Genomic DNA, 20,856 nt, shown 5'->3' with positions numbered 1-20,856 from the left:
GAACCATGGACGATGACAGGAATCAACATTCGGCCTGTGGCCTGGCCGCCGTGACGCGGCGTGACTTTCTCAAGCTGGGCGCGGTGGTGGCGGTGGACAGCCTGCTGCTGGGGCGGCTGTTTGCCGCCGCGCGCGTGCTGGCGCTGCCGCTGGATGCCACGCCCACGCCCACGCCCGCGCCGCCGCCCTCACCTACCCCGCTGCCCAACTTCGATGGCGAGGGTCGCATCACGATCGAGCCAAACCAGGGCCTGGTAGTCATGCACCACTACACCCTGCGCATCACGTTCATCATCGGGCCGCACGGCATGAAAGCCGGGGGCCGTTTTCGCTTCGTCATCCCGCCTGGCTTGCCCGCCAATGCCTGGTGGTCACCCCCGCAGGTGAACGAGCCGCAAGGGGCTGGCTTCACGACGGTCAGTTGGCAGAGCCACGCGCCGGCGCGGGTCAAACTGGAACAGATCTCACGCGGGCTGCACATCCTGTTGGCTGCTGGTGAGCTGCAAGCCAACGACACGATCACGCTGACCTACGGCGATACGCGGCGCGGTTCACCGGGCGCGCGGGTACAGCGCACAGCCGCCGCGGGCGTGGCCTTCCACGTGGCGTCCGATGTGGATGGCAACGATAAATTTCGCCTGCTCAGCGCCGTACCCACCATCACCACCGTGCCGGGCGCGCCGGTCGAGATCTACCTGGCCGCGCCTTCGCAGGCGCGCACCGGTCAGCCGTTCACCGTGCGCGTGGCCGTGCTCGATTTCTACAGGAACGCGGTCAGCGATTTTCAGGGCGCCATCAGGCTGCGCAGCCGCGGCCCGCAGGTTACGGCGCCGGCAACCATCACGCTGACGCCGGCGGATGGCGGCAGCAAGACCTTCAGCGTGACGCCGCGTCAGGCCGGCGTGCTTTCGTTCGACGCGCAAACGGCCGCGGCGCTCGCCGGCGCAGGCAATCCGACCCTGATACATGATGAGAAGCCGGCCTTCACCTTACTCTGGGGCGACATTCACGGCCACACCGCCCGCTCGGATGGCGGCGGCGTGCCGGCCGCTTATTATCGCTACGCGCGTGACGTAGCGGGCCTGGACTTCGCCGCCTTGACCGATCATGACGACATGCTGGACGATGCCGAATGGGCTGAGTCCAAGCGCGTGACCAACAGCTTCGATGAACCTGGGCGCTTTTCGACCTTGCTGGCCTACGAGTGGACGCACTGGGTTCATGGGCATCGCTGTGTCTACTTCGCGGGCGACGACGCGCCCATTTTTCGGCGCACCACACCGCCAACGGACACCCCGGCCGGCCTGTGGGCGGCGCTGCGGCGCAGCGGCGCGGCCGTGATGACCATCGCCCATCATACGCGCGGCCTGCGCGGCGCCTTCAATGGCGGCCAGGCTGAGATTGACTGGCACGCGTTCCCGCCGCCGCCTGACCTGGAACGCCTGGTGGAGACCTATTCGATTCATGGGCACTGCGAAAATGAAGAACTGGCCGGCCCGGATTTCATCGGGCGCAAGGGTTTTGTCCAGGATGCCCTGCGTCAGGGCTTGCATCTCGGCCTGATGGCCTCTGGTGACGATCACAGCGGGCATCCGGGCTTTGGGCCTGGAGCGCATGGCGAGCCGGCCGGTCTGCTGGGCGTCCTGGCGCGGGCCAATACGCGCGCGGCGATCTGGGAAGCCTTGCAGTCGCGGCGGGTCATCGGCACGACCGGGCCGCGCATCGTGCTCGATTTTCAGGCCGACGGGCATGGGGTGGGCGAGGAATTCGACATCCTGGCTACAGCCCCGTCGCCGCGTTTCGTGGCCCGCGCCTGGGGTACGGCGCCGTTGGCGCGTTTCGAACTGCTGCGCGACGCCGTCACCATCCATGAAGCCGCGGTGGAAGGCGCGCTGAGCGCCGTGCTGGAAGCAGCGGACGATGAACCGACGGGGAGCGCCCACTCCTATTATGTCCGGTTGACACAAATAGATGGTCATATGGCTTGGGCGGGGCCGATTTGGATCAGGCGCGGTATCAGACTTTGACGAAGTGTCAAGCTAATGGCAAAATAGCGACGTCTGTGTTTTCACCCGTCCAACCGATTACCCGGCATCTGCTGCCGGACGAGAAAAAGGTGTTGTTGGCATGAAAATTGCTATGCTGGGCACGCGCGGCGTGCCGGCAAGCTACAGTGGCTTCGAGACGTGCGTCGAGCAACTTGGCAGTCGCCTGGTAGAACGGGGCCATGAGGTCACGGTCTACTGCCGCAGCCATCATGTGGCCTATGACCAGCCGACCTACAAGGGCATGCGTCTCGTCAAGTTGCCGACCGTCAAAAACAAATACCTGGACACGATCGTCCACTCCTTCCTTTCCAGCCTGCATGCGCTCGGACAGGGGTATGACATCGTGCTCTACTTCATTGCCGGCAACAGCCTGGTCTCCTGGATTCCACGCCTGGCCGGGCAGACCAGCATTCTCAACGTGGACGGCCTGGATTGGAAGCGCGCCAAATGGCCGCCGCTGGCCAAGCGCTATATCCAGTTTGCTGAGCGCATGGCCACCGTGCTGCCCAACGCCTTTCTGACCGATAGCCGGGTGGTGCAGCAGTTCTATCGCGACACCTATCACGCCGACTCGCCCTACATTGCTTATGGCGCAGAGCTGCCCATCCGGCCGGCCGGGGCGCAGTTGGCCCAGTGGGGTCTGGAGGCGCGGCGTTATGTGCTGTTCGTCGGCCGTCTGGTGCCAGAAAACTGCGCCGATCACCTGGTGCAGGCCTTCCAGGCCCTGAACACCGACATGAAGTGCGTCATCGTGGGCGATGCACCGTACGCCGCAGAGTACATTACGCGCCTCAAGGCGGTGCGTGACCCACGCATCATTTTCACCGGCTACTGCTTTGGTGAAGGCTATTGGGAACTGACGTCCAACGCCTACCTCTTTGTCGAGACCTCCGGCGTCGGCGGCACCCATCCGGCGTTGGTGGAGGCCATGGCCTTTGGCAACTGCGTCGTGGCCCACGACACCGCGGAAAACCAGGAGACGATAGACGAAGCCGGCATCGTCTACGATGGAGCCAGCGGCGCGTCAGCGTTGGCGCCGCGCCTGCAACAACTGTTGGATGATCCGGCGTTGGTCGCAGTCTATCGGCAGAAAGCCGCCGCGCGGGCTGCGGCCTATTACAGTTGGGAAAAGGTGACAGACGACTACGAAGCCTTATTCAAGAGACTCCGGCCTGTGGTTGCGACCTCGGTCGCCGGTCGTCCTGAATAGTAATCGCCAAAAGGCTTTTCACAAATCCGTTTGTTACATGGAGACACTATGCGTAGATACTATCAATCGAACTATGTCCTGTTCCTCGCCGCTGCGGACCTGATTTTGACCTGCATTTCGTTGTTTCTTGCCAGCCAGGCTCGCCTGATTCTACCCTACGGAGTGCTCTTGACCGAAAAAATGGTCATGCTGCCTCTGTTGGTCTACGCGGCTGCCGTAATCATCTGGGGAATCAATTTTGTGCTGTTCTCTGTCTACGACCGGCGGCGTTTGCTGCGCTTCTTGGACGAGGCCCAGATGGTGACCGCGGCTGTCGCCATGTCGAACCTGGTGCTGGCCGGTCTGCTCTACCTCACCTATCGCGATGTGCCACGCCTGCTGTTTGTCTACTTTGTCGTACTCGACGTCTTCTTCCTGCTCATGTTGCGCATCACCTTACGCGTCGGTTTTCGCCTGGCCGGGGCGCGGCGCATGCAGGAAGTGCGCGTGCTGATCGTGGGCGCCGGCAAGGTGGGCTGCCAGGTGGCGCAAGAAATACAGGCTCAAAGCTGGACCGGCCTGACCCTCATCGGCTATCTCGATGACGACCCGGCCAAGCAGGTCAGCATGCGTGAGGGCGCGCCGGTGCTGGGGCCATTGACGGCCGCTAACCGCCTGGTGCAGAGTCAGCGCATTGATGAGGTCATCCTCGCGCTGCCGTTGCGCGCCCACGGCCCGTTGGAGGACCTGGTCCTGGCCCTGCAAACGCTGCCGGTGCGGGTGCGCGTGGTGCCCGATTTCTTCGACCTGGCGATTTTCCGCGCCACTATCGAGGACTTCGGCGGCATCCCGCTGATCGGTCTGCGCGACCCTGCCATTGACGGCTACAACCGCACGATCAAGCGTTTCTTCGACCTGCTGATCGCCACGCTCGGCCTTCTGGTCATCTGGCCGCTCATGCTGCTGCTGGCGGTGGCTGTCAAGCTCGATTCGCCTGGTCCGGTCTTCTTCAAGCAGTCGCGTGTCGGCGAAAATGCGCGCCTGTTCACCATGATTAAATTCCGCTCGATGGTCGTGGACGCTGAGAAACGCCAGGCCGAAGTGCTCAAAACCACGGACGCCGGAGCCGTCTTACACAAGACCGCCGATGATCCACGCATTACGCGTGTGGGCCACTTCATTCGCCGCACCAGTCTGGACGAGCTGCCCCAGTTGTTCAACGTGCTCAAGGGCGACATGAGCCTGGTAGGCCCGCGCCCCGAACTGCCCTTCCTGGTGGAGCGCTATGAACGTTGGCAGCGCCAGCGCTTCGCCGTCCCGCCGGGGATGACCGGCTGGTGGCAGATCAACGGCCGCAGCGACAAGCTGATGCACCTGCACACGGAGGACGACCTGTACTACATCCGCAACTACTCGCCATTGCTTGATTTGCAGATTCTCTGGCGTACCATTGGGGTTATTTTGCGCGGTCACGGCGCCTACTGAGGGGCTTGTGCCGCAGGACTACCCAAACGAAGTATTGCTATCCCCGACTGATTGTGTTATTTTGGACACTGTAAGCGCAAGACCTTTCACCATGTTGCGCACATAGTTGTCCTGGAGGAAAATAATCAATGAAACGCTCTCGATTGCTCATGTTCTTTAGCCTGATTCTGACCCTGGCCCTGGTGGCGACGCCAGCCTTTGCGGCCGATCCCAACCCCGGTTCGGGCAGCGCCGACGTCACCGTCATGAACGCCGACACTGCGGGCGGCGGTGCAGCCACCGTTCTGGCGCAGTATTACAGCCAGGCCGGCACCCTTTCCAACACGCGGCAGCAAAATGTCAATGCGCTCGGTTCCTATCAGTTCCGCGCCGCTGACTCTGGCTTGCCGGACAATTGGGTGGGCGCCATGGTTCTTTCGGCCAGCACCGAACTGGCCGCGACGGCCACCATTCAGTGGAGCGGTGGCTCCGCAGGTGACGGCGTCGAGGCCGACTCGTACTCCGGTTTTGCCAGCGGCTCCGTCCGCATGAACGTGCCGTATGCCGTGTATGCGCCCAACGCGCAGTACACGGTTTTCTCCATCCAGAACACCGAAAGCGCGACGACGGCCAACATCACCATGAAGTACTACAACCGCGCCGGCAATCTCGATGCCACCATCACCGATTCGATTCCGCCCAACGGCCAGAAGATGTACGACCTGCACGTGCCCGGCGCCAAGGTTCCGGTGTGGGCCAATATCCCCTACTTCCAGACCAATGGCAACTGGACCGGCGCGCTTGTGATCGAAACAGCCAGCGCTGACCAGAAGATTGCAGCCGTGGCCAACAACTTCTGGCCTCGCTACAGCATCGCCTACAATGCCTCCAACCGCGGCGCCCGCAAGCTGTTCGTGCCCTCGGTTGAGCGTCGCTACACCAACCCGAACACCGATGCTGGTTGGCTGGGCTTCAGCATTACCACCATCCAAAATCTGGGCTCCACCAACACCGCCGTGACGCTCAAGTACGTCAACAAAGACACACAGAACATTGACCTGACGGTTGGCCCGATCACGCTCGGCCCTGGCGTGGCCGTCGGTTGTAACACCCGTTCCGGTGGCGCTGGTTGTACCGCAGCCGCCACTTACAACACCCTGGGCGCTGCCTGGGTCGGCTCGGTCATCGTCGAATCCACCACGCAGGACGTGGCGGCCATCTCCTACTCCATCCGCCCACGTGACAACGAAGCGGGCGCCTACACCGGCGCCGATGCGTCCAACGCCGGCAGCAACACCTTCCTGCCCGAAGTGTACCAGATTGGCGGCAGCGGCGATGCCCGCACCCTCTGGTCCCTGCTGCGTCTGCAGAACGTTTCTGGCAACAGCGCAACCGTGCAGGTTCGTTTCATCAACCGTGACGGCACCGTCGTCAACGCGGCTACGCAGAACATCAGCATCGCCGGTGAGAAGTCCTACAACTTCAACCTGCGCACCGACGCTCCCATCAACCTCGGTGGCAACTGGTCCGGCGGTGTGCATATCAGCTCCAACCAGCCGCTGGCCGTTGTGGTGGAAAACCTGTGGGGCCTGAGCAAGCTCGCTGCCTACAACGGCTACAGCCGCTAAGCCTGGATCCGAAGCCCCTGTTCCGTTAATTGAAAAAGAGCTGCCGATTGATCGGCAGCTCTTTCTTTTTTGCCTGCACGCCAAACAGATGTGACGCTCTCCGAACTGGTACTTTTGCGAACCCTGACCCTGTGGTATAATTTCCGCGTTCGATCCGTACTCATTTGCCACAGGAGGATGCGTATCCATGGAAATCACGTCATCAGAATTAAAGCGTTGTGTCCTTGTCAACATCAACGGCCGGATTGATGGTAGTTCGGCGCCTGAAATGGAACAGGCGTTGAAAGCGCTCATGGACTCAGGCCACTATCGTCTTGTGCTGGACATCGGCGGCGTCACCTTCTTGAGCAGCGCCGGCATCCGCGTCCTGGTCAGCACCTGGAAAACCGTGCGCCGTTTCAACCGCGGCGACCTGCGCCTGGCCAATGTGCCGCCCCGCATCAGCGAGGTGCTCGACCTGACCGGCCTGAACGATCACTTCGCCCAGTTCAGCAGCAACGTCGAAGCGGTTGGCAGCTTCTAATATGCCCACAGCCTGCTGTGCTGTGCGCCGCGCGCCATCGCGTTCGGCGCACGGACCTTTGCCGCAACGCTGATGCCCATGAACAATGACTGGCAATTGACGATTGCAAGCGACCTGCATAACCTGCCGCTGATCGCCCAGTTTGTGCGTAACGCTGGCCGCGCTGCCGGCCTGAACGATGACGCCCTCTTCGCCATCGAGTTGGCCTGCGACGAAGCGTGCAACAACGTGATCGAACATGCCTATCGCGACGCGGCCGGTCCTCTGCACATCGCCTGTTCCGTACGCCAGGCAGACTTCATCATCCAGATTCAAGACCAGGGACGCCCGTTCGAGCCTCCCATTGCGCGCCCCCTCCATCATCTACGCCGGCGGGCTAACACACCTGTCGGTGGCCTGGGTATCCACCTCATGCGCAAGCTCATGGATGTCGTCGAATACCGCTTCGATACGCAGTTTGGCAACCACCTGACGATGATCAAACGCCAGGTGGTACCGATTTCTGCGCCCGAGGACACCTAGCACATGGCCGACATGCCATCGGTCAACCGCGATGCTTTGCCGCCTGTGGGACGGGCGCCTCTCCATCTCGACGAATTGCGCGCCCTGGCCGAGGCCGGTCAAGCCATCGTGCAGGCGCGCATGGACGAAGACCAACTGTGTGAGTTGATCTTCCAACATGCAACCCGCCTGATGGACGCCTCCAGCTTTCACCTGGGCCTGTTCGATAGGGACGACTTTGTCATCAAGGTCTGGATGCGCCACGGTCAACGCCTGCCCGGCGCCCGCTTTGTCGGCGGCGCCAACGATGGCATCGTGGGTTGGCTGCGTCGCAACCGCCAGCCCCTGCTCGTCCACGATTTCGAGACTGAGATGCAAGACCTCCCCGCGCGCCCGCGCTACGACGATGAACACCCCCCGCGCTCGGCCGTCTTTGTCCCCATCCTTGCCGGTGAACAGGCCATTGGCAGTTTGGCCGTGCAGAGCGATGAACCGGGCGCCTTCAGCGAAGAAGGCCTGCGCATCCTCTTCATCATCGCCAATCAGGCCGGCGTGGCCCTGGTCAATGCCCGGCTCTACCAGGTGGTCGAACGCCGGGCGCGCCAACTGCAAACCGTGGCGCAAGTCAGCCGCAAGGTGGCCGCCATCCTCGACCTGGACCAGCTCCTCAACCAGGTCGTGGAGCTGATTCGTGACCGCTTCGGCTACTATCACGTCCAGATTTTCGTGGTGGCCCAGGGCACCGGACGCGCCTATTTCCGCGCCAGCAGCGGTCACAACCTCAACAAGATGTGGCTGCGCCATGGCCGTTTCGTGCGCATCGGCAGCGAAGGCATCATCGGCTGGGTGGCGCAGCATGGACAACCCTTGCTGGCAACGATGTCTCGCTGGAGTCGCGCTACTTTCCAGACGACCCGCGCCTCCTGCCTGATACGCAGGCCGAATTAGGGGTGCCGTTGATGGTCGAGGATCGAGTGCTCGGTGTGCTCGACGTGCAGGCGCGTGAACTGAACGCGTTCACCTCCGAAGACTTGTTCATCTTGACGGCGCTGGCCGATCAAATCGCCGTGGCGATTGAGGATACACGCCTTTACCAGGCGGCCAAAGATGAAGCGGCCATTTCCAGCGCCCTGCTCGATGTGGCCAACGCGATGGCGCGACCGTACCGTGTGCCGGAGATGGCCAATACCGTGGCCCGCCTGACGCCATCGCTGGCCGGGGTTGATCGCTGCACAGTGATGATTTGGGACCATGAACAGGCAACCTATGAAGTGCTTGCCAGCCAATGCCAGCCATCGGCCCGGCATGTCAAGCCGGTGCAAACGGGGCTGCGGGTGGCGGCGCGCGATTTTCCGCTGCTCGATCAAGTCTGTCGCGAGCGCCGGCCCTTGTGGGTGGAAGATGTCAGCGCGGACGACCTGGTGCCGCCGGAGATCGTGCGTCGCTACGGCATGCAGGCCATCCTGGGCGTTCCGCTCATCGTACAGAATGAAGTCCTGGGCGTCCTGCTGGTGGATGAGGTGGATGCGCCGCACATTTTCAGCAGCCGTCAGGTAGAAATGGTGCGCGGCGTCGCCAGCCAGTTGGCCGTGGCCATCGAAAGCGCCCGCCTGGCCCTGCAAGAGACCGAGCGTGCGCGCATGGGTGAAGAGTTGCGCGTCGCGCACGAAATTCAGGCCAGTTTCCTGCCGGAGGCCAGCCCGTCACTGCCAGGCTATGACATTGCGCATGTGTGGCTGGCCGCACGCGAAGTGGCCGGCGATTTCTTTGACTTCATTCCCCTGACCGCGCGGCGTTTGGGGCTAGTCATTGCCGATGTGTCAGACAAAGGCGTGCCGGCCGCGCTCTTCATGGCCCTGGCCCGCATCCTGATGCGCGTCATCGCGGCCGACCGGCGCTCACCGGCGCGCGTGCTGCGGCGAGTCAACGAGCTGCTGCTGGAAAACAGCCGCTCGGACATGTTCATCACCCTTTGGTACGGTGTGCTGGACCCCGTGCAGCACGATTTGCTCTTTGCCAATGCCGGCCACAACCCGCCCCTGCTGCTCAGCGCGGCCACCGGCAAGATTCGCCTGCTGCGCAAGCACGGCCTGATCCTGGGAATTCTCCCCGCCGTGGCCCTGGAAGATGACCGTGTGGCCCTGGCGCCCGGTGATATCCTGATTTTGTATACCGACGGCGTCACCGACGCCATCAACCTGGGCGAGGAGTCGTTCGAGATGACCCGTCTGCAAGACGTGGTGCTGGCCCACCAGACGCAGAGCGCGGCCGCCATCGCCGAGGCCATCAAGGCTGCCGTGCGTGAGTTCGTCGGTTCGGCGCCACAGTTTGACGATTTGACGTTGATTGTGGTCAAGCGGCTGATTTGACAACAGACTACAGATGACGCGGATGATCCATGAACTTTGCTTTACCCCTACATCCCCGTTTGGTGCATTTTCCGGTGGCGCTCTTGGTGCTGGGCGTGGCGCTGCACCTGCTGCACGGCTGGCGGCCGCAGGGCTGGCAAGGGATGCGCTGGGAACGCCTCAGCCTGGCCTGTCTTCTGCTCGGCTGGCTGACCATCCTGCCGGCGGTCGTCAGCGGTTTGGCCGACCAGAACGCCATTGCCCTCGATGCGCCCGCGCGGGCGCTGTCCAACAGTCACATCAGCGCAGTTTTCGTGACCGCGGTGGCGTTTGCTGCAGCCATCTACCTGCGGCTGCGCCCGCGCAGCCCATGGGAACAGGCGCCGACGCGCTGGGTTCTCCTGGCCCTGCTCCTGATCGGGCTGGCAGCCCTGGTGATCGCCGGTGAATTGGGCGGCCGCCTGGTGTACGAGTTCGGCGTGGGCGCCACTGGCGGTTGAAACCGCTCACAAAGGAATCACGATGCAAAAAGAAACGGCCGCGGGCAAACCGCGCACTAAACTGTACACCGGCGTCGGCGACGCAGGTTATACCGGCCTGTTGGGGAGAGATCGAGTGCCCAAATATGACATTCGGCCTGAAGCCTATGGCACCGTAGATGAGGCCTCCGCCGCGCTGGGACTGGCCCGTGCCACCGTCGGAGACCCGCACACCGCCGAGGTGATTCTGGGTATTCAACGCGACCTGTACGCCATGATGGCCGACCTGGCAACCCTGCCGGAAGCCACCACGCGCCCTCCCTGGCTGCACGCGCAGAGCACCGAATGCCTGGAAGCCTTGATCGCCCGCCTGGAATCCACAGTTGACCTGCCGCCGGCGTTCATCGTTTCCGGCGACAGCGTGGCCGGCGCCCACCTCGATCTGGCGCGCACGATCACCCGCCGGGCAGAGCGCATCGTGGCACGCCTGCTGCACGAAGGCAAGCTGCGCACCGATGAGCCGCTGCGCTACCTCAACCGGCTGAGCAGCCTGCTCTTTCTGCTGGCGCGCCTGGAGGACAAGGCAGCCGGTGTGGAGACCTTCACCCTGGCCCGACTCAGTTGAGTTTGGCAGCAAGCGCCCGCGTGGGCAGCAAAAAGGAGCTTGAGATGGAGCTTGAGATGGTGAATCTTGGCGCGCATATGTCTGTGGCCGGCGGCGTGAGCCGGGCGTTCGAACGCGGCCAATCCATCGGCTGCACGTCCATGCAGATTTTCACGCGCAATCAAAACCAGTGGAAATGTAAGCCATTGGAGACGGCGGAGATCGCACGCTATCAGGAACTGGCGCGTACCACGGGCATCAAGCCGGTGGTGGCGCACGCATCCTATCTCATCAACCTCGGCACGTCCGCGGATGACCTGTGGGAAAAATCGGTCGAGGCCTTTGGGATCGAAATCGAACGCGCCGATCAGTTGGACATCGAGGGCGTCGTTCTGCACCCAGGCTCGCACATGGGCGCCGGTGAGGAGACTGGTATGCGCCGCATCGCGCAGGGGCTGGATCGCGTCCACGCGGCCACGCCCGCGGCGCGCACGCTGACCCTGCTGGAAATCACGGCCGGTCAGGGCAATCACCTGGGCTACCGCTTCGAGCAGTTAGCCACCATCATCGCCGCGCTCGACGCGCCGGGCCGCGTGGGCATCTGTTTCGACACCTGTCACGCCCTGGCCGCCGGCTATGAGTTCCGCCAGGCCGACGATTATCAACGCATGTGGGATGCGTTCGACAAGACCCTGGGGCTGGCGCGGCTCAAGGTCTTTCACCTCAATGATTCTAAGAAGGACCTGGGTAGTCACGTGGATCGCCACACTCACATCGGCGAAGGCTTCCTCGGATTGACGCCGTTTCGCCTGCTGGTGAATGATGCGCGTTTTCAGGCGCTGCCGATGATCCTGGAAACGCCCAAGGAAGAGGACATGGCCGATGACGTCATCAACCTGGCGCGGCTGCGCGAGTTGATTGAGAGGGAATAAGCGAAAATTGAAAATCGGCAATTACCAGGCGCGGTCCAGGTTGACATGATCCTTACGGAAGAGACGGCGCGCGCGCTGTAGTTCGGCGGGGGCGGGTTGGCGCAGGGCAAGCAGATTACGCAGACCCTCCACGCGCTGTTGTTCCAGGCTGAGCAGGCGCTCGATCAGGTGCAGCTTGGTGGAGTGATCTGGCGCCGACCCAGCAGCCTCTTTCAGCGCATCCCAGCGCCCGTCGAAATCGCGCAGGCAGACCAGGGTGAGCCAGTAATCGTTGTAGGTGTAGATGATCTCCTGGCCGCGATTGATGGTCGCGGAAAAGGTTTCGCCGCCCACCGGCTCCGGCCGTTCGATGCGCGTGATCTGCCCTGGCGTGGCGGTCATGACCCTGAGGGCCTCGATCAGCAGGGCGCCCTGTGCAGCGCTCAGGCCGCCGACTTGGGTTAGGTAGGCAAAGAAATCATGCACCGTCGTAGCCATCGCCACCCGTTCGGTGATGCCGATCCTGCCCAGCACCTTGCGATCGGTAAAATCGGTGACCAGTTCGCTCAAATGATAGGCGCGCAGCGTCTCCAGCCCGCTGATCTCCGGGCCAAGATGATCGAGATACCACACCAGGAACCGAATCGTTTCCCAATGAGCTTCGAACGCCTCAGCATCGGCGCCGTGGTTGGCCAGCATCTGCAGAAAGCCTTCGATATAGCGACGCTCGATGTGGGTTTCCCAGTCAACCTCTGCTTCGTAGAAATGCGCCACCTGGCGCAGGACGCGCTGGAGAGTCACCGCATTCGTCTTGTGTCCCGTCGTATCCATGTCTTTGTGTCCCACCTCAGCGCCTTGCCTGCCGATCTTATTGGCCGCTATCGTCCTGCATTATACTCGATAGACGCGCTGCTGACGAATTGCACGATCCATGGTCTATTTTCTAGTGAATGACTCAAAACCCTTGCCCAGGATCTCATGGACTTGATTGATGATGATGAAGGCAGAGGGATCAATGTGGCGCACCAGGCGTTGCAGTTCGTTGGTCTGGCGTGGGGTGAGGGCGCACAGGAGCACCTGGCGCGCCTCGCCGGTGAACATGCCGGTACCCGTCAGGCTGGTGACGCCGCGGTGCAGATCGCCCATCAAGCCACGTGCCACCGCATCGCCCTGACTGGTGATGATGATGGCCAGGCGTTCGCGCCGGTGCAGGCGCAGAGGCACATTGTCCAGGCCCAACAGGGGAACGCCGTGCGGCAGCACTTCGCTGGTGGTCTGGCGCAGTCCCAGCGTGAGCCAGCCCACCAGGAAAATCAGTACAAAGGCCAGTCCACTGCTCAGCATGACGAGGCTGCCGTCCACGCTGCCGATGCTTGCCCGTGCCACCAGGGTGGCAGCATCGGTTGCGGCCACGGGAAACAGGGCCAGATTGGCCAGCCAGGCCAGGCCCAGCAGGATGAAAATCCACTGGTAGTTGCGCCGAAAGCGACGCCCCAACGCCTCCAGGATCGTGATGGGAAACTCAGGCGTGAGCAGACTGCTGGCTAACTTGTCGGCCCAATGGGGACCAGGCGCAAAAGGCGGAATGAGCATCGCCGCGAAGAAGTCGGTCTCCATCAGGCGCACCCGCGACGCCCACAGCTCATAATAGCGGTAGCGGCGGGCTTCCATCCACCAAAATAGCCCGACCAGGATCATGTCCAGTAGAATGACGGCATGGGGCAGCCCGCTTCCCCCAAACGCCAGGCTCAGGGTCGCGCCGGTGGTGACCACGGCCCAGTTGGTGGTTGTGTCCAGGCGTAAGCGCCAGGTGTTGGAACGGCCCAACTCGCCGCGATAGAAGTGAGACATGGCGGCCGTAAATTCACCGGCGCGCATGTGGTAGCCTCGAAAACTCCAGGCGTCGTGCTCGCCAGCCGTACTCGACGCCGGTGCTTCCCGCGGAACATCCTCTGTGCTCATGGTAAACCTCCCTGTTGTGACGCCTGGCGTGTAGGATCAGATCACATCATAGCACGATCATGCGGCGTAAGCCAAAGGGCAAGGCCGCGGCATCACCTCAACCGCGGCTATTTTCAGGTCAGGCTGTCTTGTGGCATAATGGGAGCAGAAATTCCCCTTCCTGTTTTCCCGTGGCGACGATCAAATGTTGCGAGAGGTATTCACATGGTCAAGCCTCAACACGCAGGTTTCGATTTTGCGACCCTGCAAGCCCACCTGGACGACATGGCGCAGATCTATGCGCCCCATGCGCTGCAGCGCGGCCGGCCGCGTGCGCAGCCTGAGCCGGCCCCCATCTATCAACTCAAGATCACGCTGCGCCACATCAAGCCCCCCATCTGGCGCCGCGTGCAGGTGTCCGGCCACATCACCCTGGCCAAGCTGCATACCCTGATTCAGGTTGTCATGGGCTGGACCGATTCTCATCTGCACTGCTTCGAGGTGGACGGCATCAGCTACAGTCTGCCAAATGAAAATGATGATCTCGACATGCAAGATTCGCGTGGCGTCATCCTGACTGAGGTGGCGCCGAATGAGAAAGACAAGATCAGATACGAGTACGATTTTGGCGATAGCTGGGAGCACGACATTGTGGTGGAGAAAGTGCTGCCGCCCGACGCCGAATTCAGGCACCCGGTCTGCATCACCGGCCGGCGCGCCTGCCCGCCGGAGGATATTGGCGGCCCGTGGGGATATGTCAGATTCCTGGAAATCATGGCTAATCCTGAAGATCCAGAATATGAAGAGATGTTGGAATGGTATGGGGATGATTTCGACGCCGACACCTTCGATCGCGTCGAAATCAACCGTCAACTGCGGGTCATGAATTGGTGAGTCGCACTGAGAAAGAAGTTGGCATGAAAAGCAAGAACAGACTGTGTTGTCATCCCGGCGCTGCGAGGCTGATCCTGTTCAGCGCCCTGCTGCTGGCGGTCGTTGGGCTGAGCGCCTGTCAGACGCAGACGCCGGCGCCGGCGCCAACCATGACCCCGCTAACGGAGACCCCCGTCGCACCGACGCCCACCCCGGAGCCTCCCGGCGGGGCGGTGGCGCCCATCAGCGGGCTGCCGCAGGCCAGTGACGGCCTGGGCTGGTGGAACAATACGGTGTTCTACGAACTGTTCGTGCGCTCCTTCTATGACGCCAACGGCGACGGCATTGGCGACCTGAACGGCCTCATCGCCAAGTTGGACTATCTCAACGATGGCAATCCTGCCACCACCAGTGACCTGGGCGTGACGGGCCTGTGGTTGATGCCGATCATGGCTTCGCCCAGCTACCACGGCTATGACGTAACCGATTACTACCAGGTCAACCCGGCTTACGGCAGCAACGACGACTTCAAACGCCTGTTGGCCGAGGCCCATCGGCGGGGCATCCGCATCGTGATTGACATGGTCCTCAACCACACGTCCAACGAGCACCCCTGGTTCCTGGAGGCGCAGAAGCCCGCTTCACCGCGTGAAAACTGGTACATCTGGGCGAGCGAACGGCCAAATTATGCGGGGCCGTGGAGCCAGACGGTGTGGCACCGGTTCGGTGATCGCTACTACTACGGCATCTTTTGGGAGGGCATGCCGGATCTCAACTACCGCAACCCTGAGGTGGTTGCGGAGATGGACAAGATCGGCGCCTTCTGGCTGCAGGAGATGGGCGTGGACGGCTTCCGGCTGGACGCGGCGCGCTACCTCCTGGAAAATGAACAGGAACAGGCCAGTACCCCGGAGACCCACCAGTGGTGGAAGCGCTACGACGCGGCGATGAAAGCGATCAAGCCGGAAGCGCTGCTGGTGGGTGAGGTGTGGACCGGCACCAAAGAGGTGGCCGAGTATGTCAAGAACGGCGAACTCGACATGAATTTCGAGTTCGATCTGGCCAGCACGCTGGTGGATACGGCTCGCACCGGCTTTGGCATGTCGGTGGGCACGATACAGAACTTTGTCTGGAAATCGTACCCACCCAACCAGTTTGCCACCTTCCTGACCAATCACGACCAAAATCGGGTGATGAGCGTCCTGGGCGACGACGTGGCGAAGGCGCGCGTGGCCGCCGCGCTGTTGTTGACCGCGCCGGGCGTACCCTTCCTGTACTACGGCGAAGAGATTGGCATGATCGGCGCCAAACCCGACGAGCAGATTCGCACTCCCATGCAGTGGGCGGACGCAGAAAACGCCGGTTTCAGCACGGGCAAGCCGTGGATCGAGGTCAAACCCAACTACACAACCAGCAATGTGGCAACCGAGAGCGCCGCGCCCGCGTCGCTGCTGACCTACTATCGCACGTTGATCCACCTGCGCAACGAGCACGAGGCGCTGCGCGTGGGCGATTACACCAAACTCGACGCGGGTAACAACAAGCTCTACGCGTTCTGGCGTCGCAGCGCCCAAGAAACTGTGCTCGTGCTCATCGTCCTGGGCGATACCCCCATCACCGATTACCGGCTGATGCTGGAACAGAGTGATCTGCTTGGCGCGCGCGCTCCGGTGGAACTGCTCACGCAGGCGCCGCTGTCCCCACTCCCCTTGCCGCAGCCGGCCGGCGGCGTCAGCGAATACCGTCCGTTGGCTGAACTGGCGGCGCAAACCGCATACATCATTAGGTGGTAGGGCCATGAAAATATCATTTCTCGGTGGCGCCGATGAAGTGGGCGCCAGCAGTATCCTGATCGAGATCGGTGGCCGGCGGCTGCTGGTTGATGCCGGTATCCGCCCGTCACCCAAGACGCATTGGGAGCTGGCGGGCGATCAGTTGCCGGACCTGAGCCTGATTGACGATGCGGGCGGCATTGACGCCATTCTGGTCACCCATGCGCACACCGATCACACGGGCGCGCTGGAGCTGGTCTGTGAGCGCTATCCACACGCGCCGATCTACGCGACGGGCGTGACTATCGCGCTGACGCGGGTGCTGCATGAGGATGCCCGGCGCATCATGCTGGCAAAGCGGGATGCAGAGGGCGAGCTGCCGCTGTTCGACGAGGTGGCGGTCGGCCGCTTGCTGGCGTCCTTCGTACCGGTCACGTTTCGCCAGCGCGTGAGCCTGGCGCCAGGTCTGGCCGCAACGTTCTTCCCGGCCGGCCACATCGCGGGCGCGGCGATGATCGGCCTGGAGAGCGACGAGGGCCGAGTGCTGATTACCGGCGACGTTTCCATCTCGGCGCAGCGCACGGTGGACGGCGCGCGGCCGCCGGCCTTCAAGCCGGATGTGGTCATCATGGAAAGCACTTATGGCGGTCGGCTGCATGCGAACCGGGCGGCGGAAGAACGTCGCCTGGTCACGACCATCACGGAGGTGACAGGGGCCGGGGGCAAGGTGCTGATTCCGGCCTTTGCGCTCGGTCGCGCGCAGGAGATTCTGCTGACGCTGGCTGAATTTCAACGCCGCGGGGAGCTGGCGCCCATCCCCATCTGGGCCGACGGCATGGTGCGCGCGGTCTGTCAGGCCTATAGCAGCTTCCCTGAAACGCTGCCGGTGGCGCTGCAGGCGCGCGACGCGCAGTTCTTCAACGACACCATTCGCCCCATCGAACGCGCGGCCCAACGCAACGATTTGCTGTGGCAGCCGGACCCGCTGGTCATTGTGGCGAGTTCCGGCATGTTGGCCGGGGGGCCTGCGCTGCACTATGCGCGCGGCCTGATGACTCATGCGCAGCATGCGATCCTGCTCACCGGCTACCAGGATGAGGAGTCGCCGGGGCGCCGCTTACAGGAAGTTGCGGCACGTGGACACGGCTCGCTGCAATTGGATCAGGATCGTGCGGTTGTTCATTGCCGCCTGGGAACTTATGCGCTTTCGGCCCATGCCGACGAAGGGCAGTTGGTGAGCCTGGTGGAAGCCCTTGACCCCGCGCAGATTTTCCTGGTGCATGGCAGCGCAGGCGCACGCCTGAGCCTGGCCAATGCGCTGCGCAGCCGCGGCCGCCTGGTGCATCAACCGCGCGCCGGCCAATCGTACGAGTTGCGTTTTGCCGCGGCTTCGACTGCGGCGGCTCTGCGAGGCGTCGGCGCGAAGCGCCCGCTGCACCTGCGGCGGCTGTGGGAAGCCATCACGCAGGCCGCTGACGCTGAGACGCTTCATGCGCCATTTTACCTGACGCGGGACGAGCTGGCGCAGGCCTGGTGGGGTGAAAATCCGGCGCCACAGCATCTGCAGACGCTGACGATGGCCCTGACGCAGGACAGTTTGTATTTCGTAGCTGACGCGCAACGTGAGCAGGTCTACCGGGTGCGCCCGGCCGGCCAGGTAGAGCTGCAAGAGCGGCGACGTGAGCAGATGACGACCTACGCGGACGCAGTCAATCAGTGGTTGCTGATCAAGGCGCCGGATGGGCAGGCCGCGGTGGTACGTTGCCTGGCCTGTGCGGCGGACCATCTGCAGGTGGCCGCGCTGGCGGAGGACCAGGCGCGCTGGAACGATGACAGCGAGCTGCACACGACCTGGCCCGAGGATGTGCTGGGCCTGCTGGGGCCTGGTGATGGAGATAGGGAGCCTGTGCCGCCGGCGGGCGTGGTTGCGCAGTTGTTGAATAAGCTGCCCCGCACAGCGCAGGAGGTGACGATGGAATCGAACCAAGCCTTGATCTTTGCCCGGCAGCAGTTCCCGGCCGCGGCGCGTTTGCGCAAGACGGGCTATCGCCTGGTGGAGCGGGTGCTGGTGTTGACGTTCGATTTTCCTGAGGTGGCGCGCGTGGCCTTCGCCAGCATCATAACGGACATCGAGAACAAGTCCGGCTGGGTGGTTGAAGTGGCGGCGGAAGCCAACCAGGGAGCGCTGAGCACGATGGTGAGTGAGGTGTTGCCGGCCGGCTGGAAGGTGAGCAAGGGGCCTTCGATTCATCGCGAGCAGCGCCGCGTAACGGCGACGGTGACGTCTGATGCTGAGACAGACGCAGACGCCACGGCCGCGCTGTGCGCCCGTTATGCTGAGACAACCGGGTATACGTTGGAGATAACGCTGATGGCGCCGGCTGCCAGTGTCCCCGCGCTCCAGGTCAGTCAGCCCGGGGAGAAGGCATCAGAGCCGCTGGAGATCAATGCTACCTACGCGGCCATCCGCTCTGCGCTGGCCGACAGCACCCTGTATCGGGTGGGTTTGCGCGATCAGGCAGTCAATGGGATCATGCTCTCCTTCATTTCGGCGGCGGTGGGTGAACGGTACCGGGCGCAGATCAGCGAACTGGAGCAACGCTGCGGCTGGCAGCTCGTCATCAACCCGCAAGCGAACCAGGACGCCATCCTGGAGATCGCGCGGCGGCTGCTGACGCATGAAGGGGCGACGATGCTAAAAGGGCCGAGCATTCACCCCCGGCACAACGATGTCCGCGTGACGCTGGCGGCCGCGTTGGACGACGAGAACCGTCAGCGCCTGCTGAGTACCTTCGAGCGAGAAACCGGCTTCCACCTGTGGCTGCAGATGCCGCGACCTGAGCCTCGGCCTGCGCCAGAGGTTCGGCCGGCCGCCAACGTGCTGCAACTGGCGCCCGGACTGATTCACCTGAATGCCATCCAGCAGGGAGTGATACTGAACCCTGAGAAGCTGAACCGGATCATCGAACGTATCCGCCGCCAGGGTGTGCAACCACCGCTGCAAGTGCGGCGCACGCGCTTCGGCTATGCACTGGTGGACGGTCTCTACCGCCTGCGCGCGGCGCAAAGCCTGGGGTTGACACGGGTGCCGGTAGAAATTGTCGAAGGCCCTCTGTAACTCAAGCCTCCGGCTTGAGCGCGGCCGAGAGCGAGGATGCGATGCCAACCAGGTGGAAAACAGCCCGTGTGATCGCCGCTGAACTACAGCAGGCCGCGCTGCAGGCGGCCGATCCCGGACGTGCGGTGGCGCGGCATGTGCGGCGCGACGGGCCGCTGCTGACGGTAGGCGACCAGGGCTACGACCTCAGCACCACAGGACGACTTTTCCTGCTCAGCGTCGGCAAGGCCAGCCTGGGCATGGCCGCGGCGCTGCTGACCTGCCTGGGGCCGTGGGCGCAGCGCAAACTCGGCGGCGGCTTGATCGTGCTGCCGGAGGCGCTGGTCGGGGCGGCGCAGGCCTGGCGCGGGGCAGCAGCCAGCGACTTGCGCATCATCGGCGCCGGGCATCCGCTGCCCTCGGCGGGCAGTGTGGTGGCCGGCCAGGCAGCCCTGGAACTGCTGCAACAGGCGACCCCGGCCGATCTGGTCATCTGTCTGCTCAGCGGCGGCGGCTCGGCCTTGTTGACTGCGCCGGCGCCTGGCCTCAGCCTGGCCGATCTGCAGGCCACGACTCAACTTCTGCTGCGCGGCGGCGCCACCATCCACGAACTCAACGCGGTGCGCAAGCATCTCGACCAGGTGAAGGGCGGAGGGCTGGCGCTGGCGGCTGGTGACGCCAGGCTCTGCAGCCTGATTCTGTCGGATGTGCCGGGCGACCGGTTGGATGTGATCGCCTCCGGCCCGACCGCGCCCGATCCCAGCACCTTTGCTGATGCCTGGGCGGTTATCGAAAGAGTGCAGGGGGAGGCGCAGGTTCCGGCGGCGGTGCGTCAGCGTCTGCAAGCCGGCCGGCGCGGCGAGCTGCCGGAGACGCTGAAGCCGGAAGCCGCGCGTGCGCTGCCCTTACAGCACCAGGTGATTGGCTCCAACCGTCTGGCCGTGGAGGCGGTGGCGCAAGCGGCGGCTGACCGCGGCCTGGCGCCGTTGATCCTTGCCACCCAGTTGGCAGGCGAGGCGCGTGAGGTGGGGCGCGTGCTGGCGGCCATCGCGGGCGAGGTGGTCCGGCATGGGCGGCCGCAGCGCCAACCCGCGTGCCTGGTGGCCGGCGGCGAGACCACCGTCACCGTGCGCGGCCGCGGCCGCGGCGGGCGCAGCCAGGAACTGGCGCTGGCCGCCGCGCTTTCAATTGGGGACGCCGGCCGGCCGGTGGGTCTGCTCAGCTTTGGCACTGACGGCATTGACGGCCCGACGGATGCAGCGGGGGCCTGGGTGGACAACACCACAGTGGCCCGCGCCCAAGCCCTGGGGCTTGATCCGCTGGCAGCCCTGGCCAACAATGACGCCTACCCCTTCTTTGCCGCCCTGGGCGACCTGATTATCACCGGGCCGACCGGCACCAATGTCAACGACGTGGTGCTCATCCTGGTCGGGGACATGCCGAACGTGTAAAAAGAACCCGTTTTCCTGGAGAAAACG

Annotated in this window: 17 protein-coding genes; 15 read left to right on the top strand and 2 right to left on the bottom strand. The window is 63.3% G+C overall.

Features of this window, described 5'->3' with window-relative positions; translation table 11 throughout:
• Nucleotides 1-5: 5 nt before the first annotated feature.
• The 11 genes from IPF85_RS25855 to IPF85_RS25805 all read left to right on the top strand — a co-directional run bounded on the left by IPF85_RS25855 (nucleotide 6) and on the right by IPF85_RS25805 (nucleotide 11,716).
• Nucleotides 6-2,027: a CehA/McbA family metallohydrolase gene (locus IPF85_RS25855; protein WP_343410931.1), complete on the top strand. Its 2,022-nt coding sequence runs from the start codon at nucleotides 6-8 to the stop codon at nucleotides 2,025-2,027.
• A gap of 100 nt (nucleotides 2,028-2,127) precedes the next feature.
• Nucleotides 2,128-3,258 carry a glycosyltransferase gene (locus IPF85_RS25850; protein WP_343410930.1) on the top strand — a complete coding sequence of 377 codons (1,131 nt, stop codon included), beginning with the start codon at nucleotides 2,128-2,130 and terminating at the stop codon, nucleotides 3,256-3,258.
• 48 nt (nucleotides 3,259-3,306) lie between these two features.
• Nucleotides 3,307-4,722 carry a sugar transferase gene (locus IPF85_RS25845; protein ID WP_343410929.1) on the top strand — a complete coding sequence of 472 codons (1,416 nt, stop codon included), beginning with the start codon at nucleotides 3,307-3,309 and terminating at the stop codon, nucleotides 4,720-4,722.
• A gap of 128 nt (nucleotides 4,723-4,850) precedes the next feature.
• Nucleotides 4,851-6,329, top strand: a complete 1,479-nt coding sequence (locus tag IPF85_RS25840; RefSeq protein WP_343410928.1) for a hypothetical protein — start codon at nucleotides 4,851-4,853, stop codon at nucleotides 6,327-6,329.
• Between the two features lie 187 nt (nucleotides 6,330-6,516).
• Nucleotides 6,517-6,852, top strand: a complete 336-nt coding sequence (locus tag IPF85_RS25835) for an STAS domain-containing protein (RefSeq protein WP_343410927.1) — start codon at nucleotides 6,517-6,519, stop codon at nucleotides 6,850-6,852.
• A gap of 78 nt (nucleotides 6,853-6,930) precedes the next feature.
• Nucleotides 6,931-7,374 (top strand): ATP-binding protein, encoded by a 444-nt coding sequence (locus IPF85_RS25830; protein ID WP_343410926.1) that lies wholly within the window; start codon nucleotides 6,931-6,933, stop codon nucleotides 7,372-7,374.
• A 3-nt stretch (nucleotides 7,375-7,377) separates the two neighbouring features.
• Complete coding sequence (locus tag IPF85_RS25825; RefSeq protein ID WP_343410925.1) at nucleotides 7,378-8,301, top strand: GAF domain-containing protein; 924 nt, start codon at nucleotides 7,378-7,380, stop codon at nucleotides 8,299-8,301.
• Nucleotides 8,196-9,722 (top strand): GAF domain-containing SpoIIE family protein phosphatase, encoded by a 1,527-nt coding sequence (locus IPF85_RS25820; RefSeq protein WP_343411101.1) that lies wholly within the window; start codon nucleotides 8,196-8,198, stop codon nucleotides 9,720-9,722. Before IPF85_RS25825 ends, IPF85_RS25820 begins: the two co-directional genes overlap by 106 nt.
• A 29-nt stretch (nucleotides 9,723-9,751) precedes the next feature.
• Nucleotides 9,752-10,201: a DUF2231 domain-containing protein gene (locus IPF85_RS25815; RefSeq protein ID WP_343410924.1), complete on the top strand. Its 450-nt coding sequence runs from the start codon at nucleotides 9,752-9,754 to the stop codon at nucleotides 10,199-10,201.
• Between the two features lie 22 nt (nucleotides 10,202-10,223).
• Complete coding sequence (locus IPF85_RS25810; RefSeq protein ID WP_343410923.1) at nucleotides 10,224-10,805, top strand: cob(I)yrinic acid a,c-diamide adenosyltransferase; 582 nt, start codon at nucleotides 10,224-10,226, stop codon at nucleotides 10,803-10,805.
• Nucleotides 10,806-10,861: 56 nt separating this feature from the next.
• Entirely contained in the window at nucleotides 10,862-11,716 is an 855-nt protein-coding gene (locus tag IPF85_RS25805; RefSeq protein ID WP_343411100.1) for a deoxyribonuclease IV, read from the top strand.
• Nucleotides 11,717-11,737: 21 nt separating this feature from the next.
• On the opposite strand, the gene IPF85_RS25800 is transcribed toward IPF85_RS25805, so the two are convergent.
• Together IPF85_RS25800 and IPF85_RS25795 are read right to left on the bottom strand one after the other, a co-directional pair.
• Nucleotides 11,738-12,526, bottom strand: coding sequence for a hypothetical protein (locus tag IPF85_RS25800; RefSeq protein WP_343410922.1), 789 nt, complete (start codon nucleotides 12,524-12,526; stop codon nucleotides 11,738-11,740).
• 105 nt (nucleotides 12,527-12,631) lie between these two features.
• The gene (locus IPF85_RS25795) at nucleotides 12,632-13,657 is read right to left on the bottom strand and encodes a DUF2270 domain-containing protein (protein ID WP_343410921.1); all 1,026 of its coding nucleotides are present in this window, start codon (nucleotides 13,655-13,657) and stop codon (nucleotides 12,632-12,634) included.
• A gap of 204 nt (nucleotides 13,658-13,861) precedes the next feature.
• Here IPF85_RS25795 and IPF85_RS25790 point away from each other — a divergent pair, with 204 nt between their 5' ends.
• The 4 genes from IPF85_RS25790 to IPF85_RS25775 are packed head-to-tail and all read left to right on the top strand — an operon-like array spanning nucleotide 13,862 to nucleotide 20,829.
• Complete coding sequence (locus IPF85_RS25790; RefSeq protein ID WP_343410920.1) at nucleotides 13,862-14,530, top strand: plasmid pRiA4b ORF-3 family protein; 669 nt, start codon at nucleotides 13,862-13,864, stop codon at nucleotides 14,528-14,530.
• Between the two features lie 23 nt (nucleotides 14,531-14,553).
• A complete protein-coding gene (locus IPF85_RS25785) occupies nucleotides 14,554-16,302 on the top strand; it encodes an alpha-amylase family glycosyl hydrolase (RefSeq protein ID WP_343410919.1) in 1,749 nt (582 codons plus the stop codon).
• 4 nt (nucleotides 16,303-16,306) lie between these two features.
• Entirely contained in the window at nucleotides 16,307-19,399 is a 3,093-nt protein-coding gene (locus IPF85_RS25780) for an MBL fold metallo-hydrolase (protein WP_343410918.1), read from the top strand.
• Between the two features lie 41 nt (nucleotides 19,400-19,440).
• Nucleotides 19,441-20,829 carry a glycerate kinase gene (locus IPF85_RS25775; protein ID WP_343410917.1) on the top strand — a complete coding sequence of 463 codons (1,389 nt, stop codon included), beginning with the start codon at nucleotides 19,441-19,443 and terminating at the stop codon, nucleotides 20,827-20,829.
• The last annotated feature ends 27 nt before the right edge of the window (nucleotides 20,830-20,856 follow it).

The sequence above is a fragment of the Candidatus Amarolinea dominans genome, assembly GCF_016704685.1.
GTDB lineage: Bacteria > Chloroflexota > Anaerolineae > SSC4 > Amarolineaceae > Amarolinea > Amarolinea dominans.
Note: the sequence above shows the minus strand (reverse complement) of the source record. Positions and strands in the feature narration are given on the sequence as shown.

Coding starts and splice junctions, on each gene's coding strand:
- IPF85_RS25810 (WP_343410923.1), top strand. CDS start 10,224: ATGCAAAAAGAAACGGCCGCGGGCAAACCGCGCACTAAACTGTACACC.
- IPF85_RS25845 (WP_343410929.1), top strand. CDS start 3,307: ATGCGTAGATACTATCAATCGAACTATGTCCTGTTCCTCGCCGCTGCG.
- IPF85_RS25800 (WP_343410922.1), bottom strand. CDS start 12,526: ATGGATACGACGGGACACAAGACGAATGCGGTGACTCTCCAGCGCGTC.
- IPF85_RS25840 (WP_343410928.1), top strand. CDS start 4,851: ATGAAACGCTCTCGATTGCTCATGTTCTTTAGCCTGATTCTGACCCTG.
- IPF85_RS25835 (WP_343410927.1), top strand. CDS start 6,517: ATGGAAATCACGTCATCAGAATTAAAGCGTTGTGTCCTTGTCAACATC.
- IPF85_RS25795 (WP_343410921.1), bottom strand. CDS start 13,657: ATGAGCACAGAGGATGTTCCGCGGGAAGCACCGGCGTCGAGTACGGCT.
- IPF85_RS25780 (WP_343410918.1), top strand. CDS start 16,307: ATGAAAATATCATTTCTCGGTGGCGCCGATGAAGTGGGCGCCAGCAGT.
- IPF85_RS25815 (WP_343410924.1), top strand. CDS start 9,752: ATGAACTTTGCTTTACCCCTACATCCCCGTTTGGTGCATTTTCCGGTG.
- IPF85_RS25825 (WP_343410925.1), top strand. CDS start 7,378: ATGGCCGACATGCCATCGGTCAACCGCGATGCTTTGCCGCCTGTGGGA.
- IPF85_RS25830 (WP_343410926.1), top strand. CDS start 6,931: ATGAACAATGACTGGCAATTGACGATTGCAAGCGACCTGCATAACCTG.
- IPF85_RS25790 (WP_343410920.1), top strand. CDS start 13,862: ATGGTCAAGCCTCAACACGCAGGTTTCGATTTTGCGACCCTGCAAGCC.
- IPF85_RS25785 (WP_343410919.1), top strand. CDS start 14,554: ATGAAAAGCAAGAACAGACTGTGTTGTCATCCCGGCGCTGCGAGGCTG.
- IPF85_RS25855 (WP_343410931.1), top strand. CDS start 6: ATGGACGATGACAGGAATCAACATTCGGCCTGTGGCCTGGCCGCCGTG.
- IPF85_RS25775 (WP_343410917.1), top strand. CDS start 19,441: ATGCCAACCAGGTGGAAAACAGCCCGTGTGATCGCCGCTGAACTACAG.
- IPF85_RS25850 (WP_343410930.1), top strand. CDS start 2,128: ATGAAAATTGCTATGCTGGGCACGCGCGGCGTGCCGGCAAGCTACAGT.
- IPF85_RS25805 (WP_343411100.1), top strand. CDS start 10,862: ATGGTGAATCTTGGCGCGCATATGTCTGTGGCCGGCGGCGTGAGCCGG.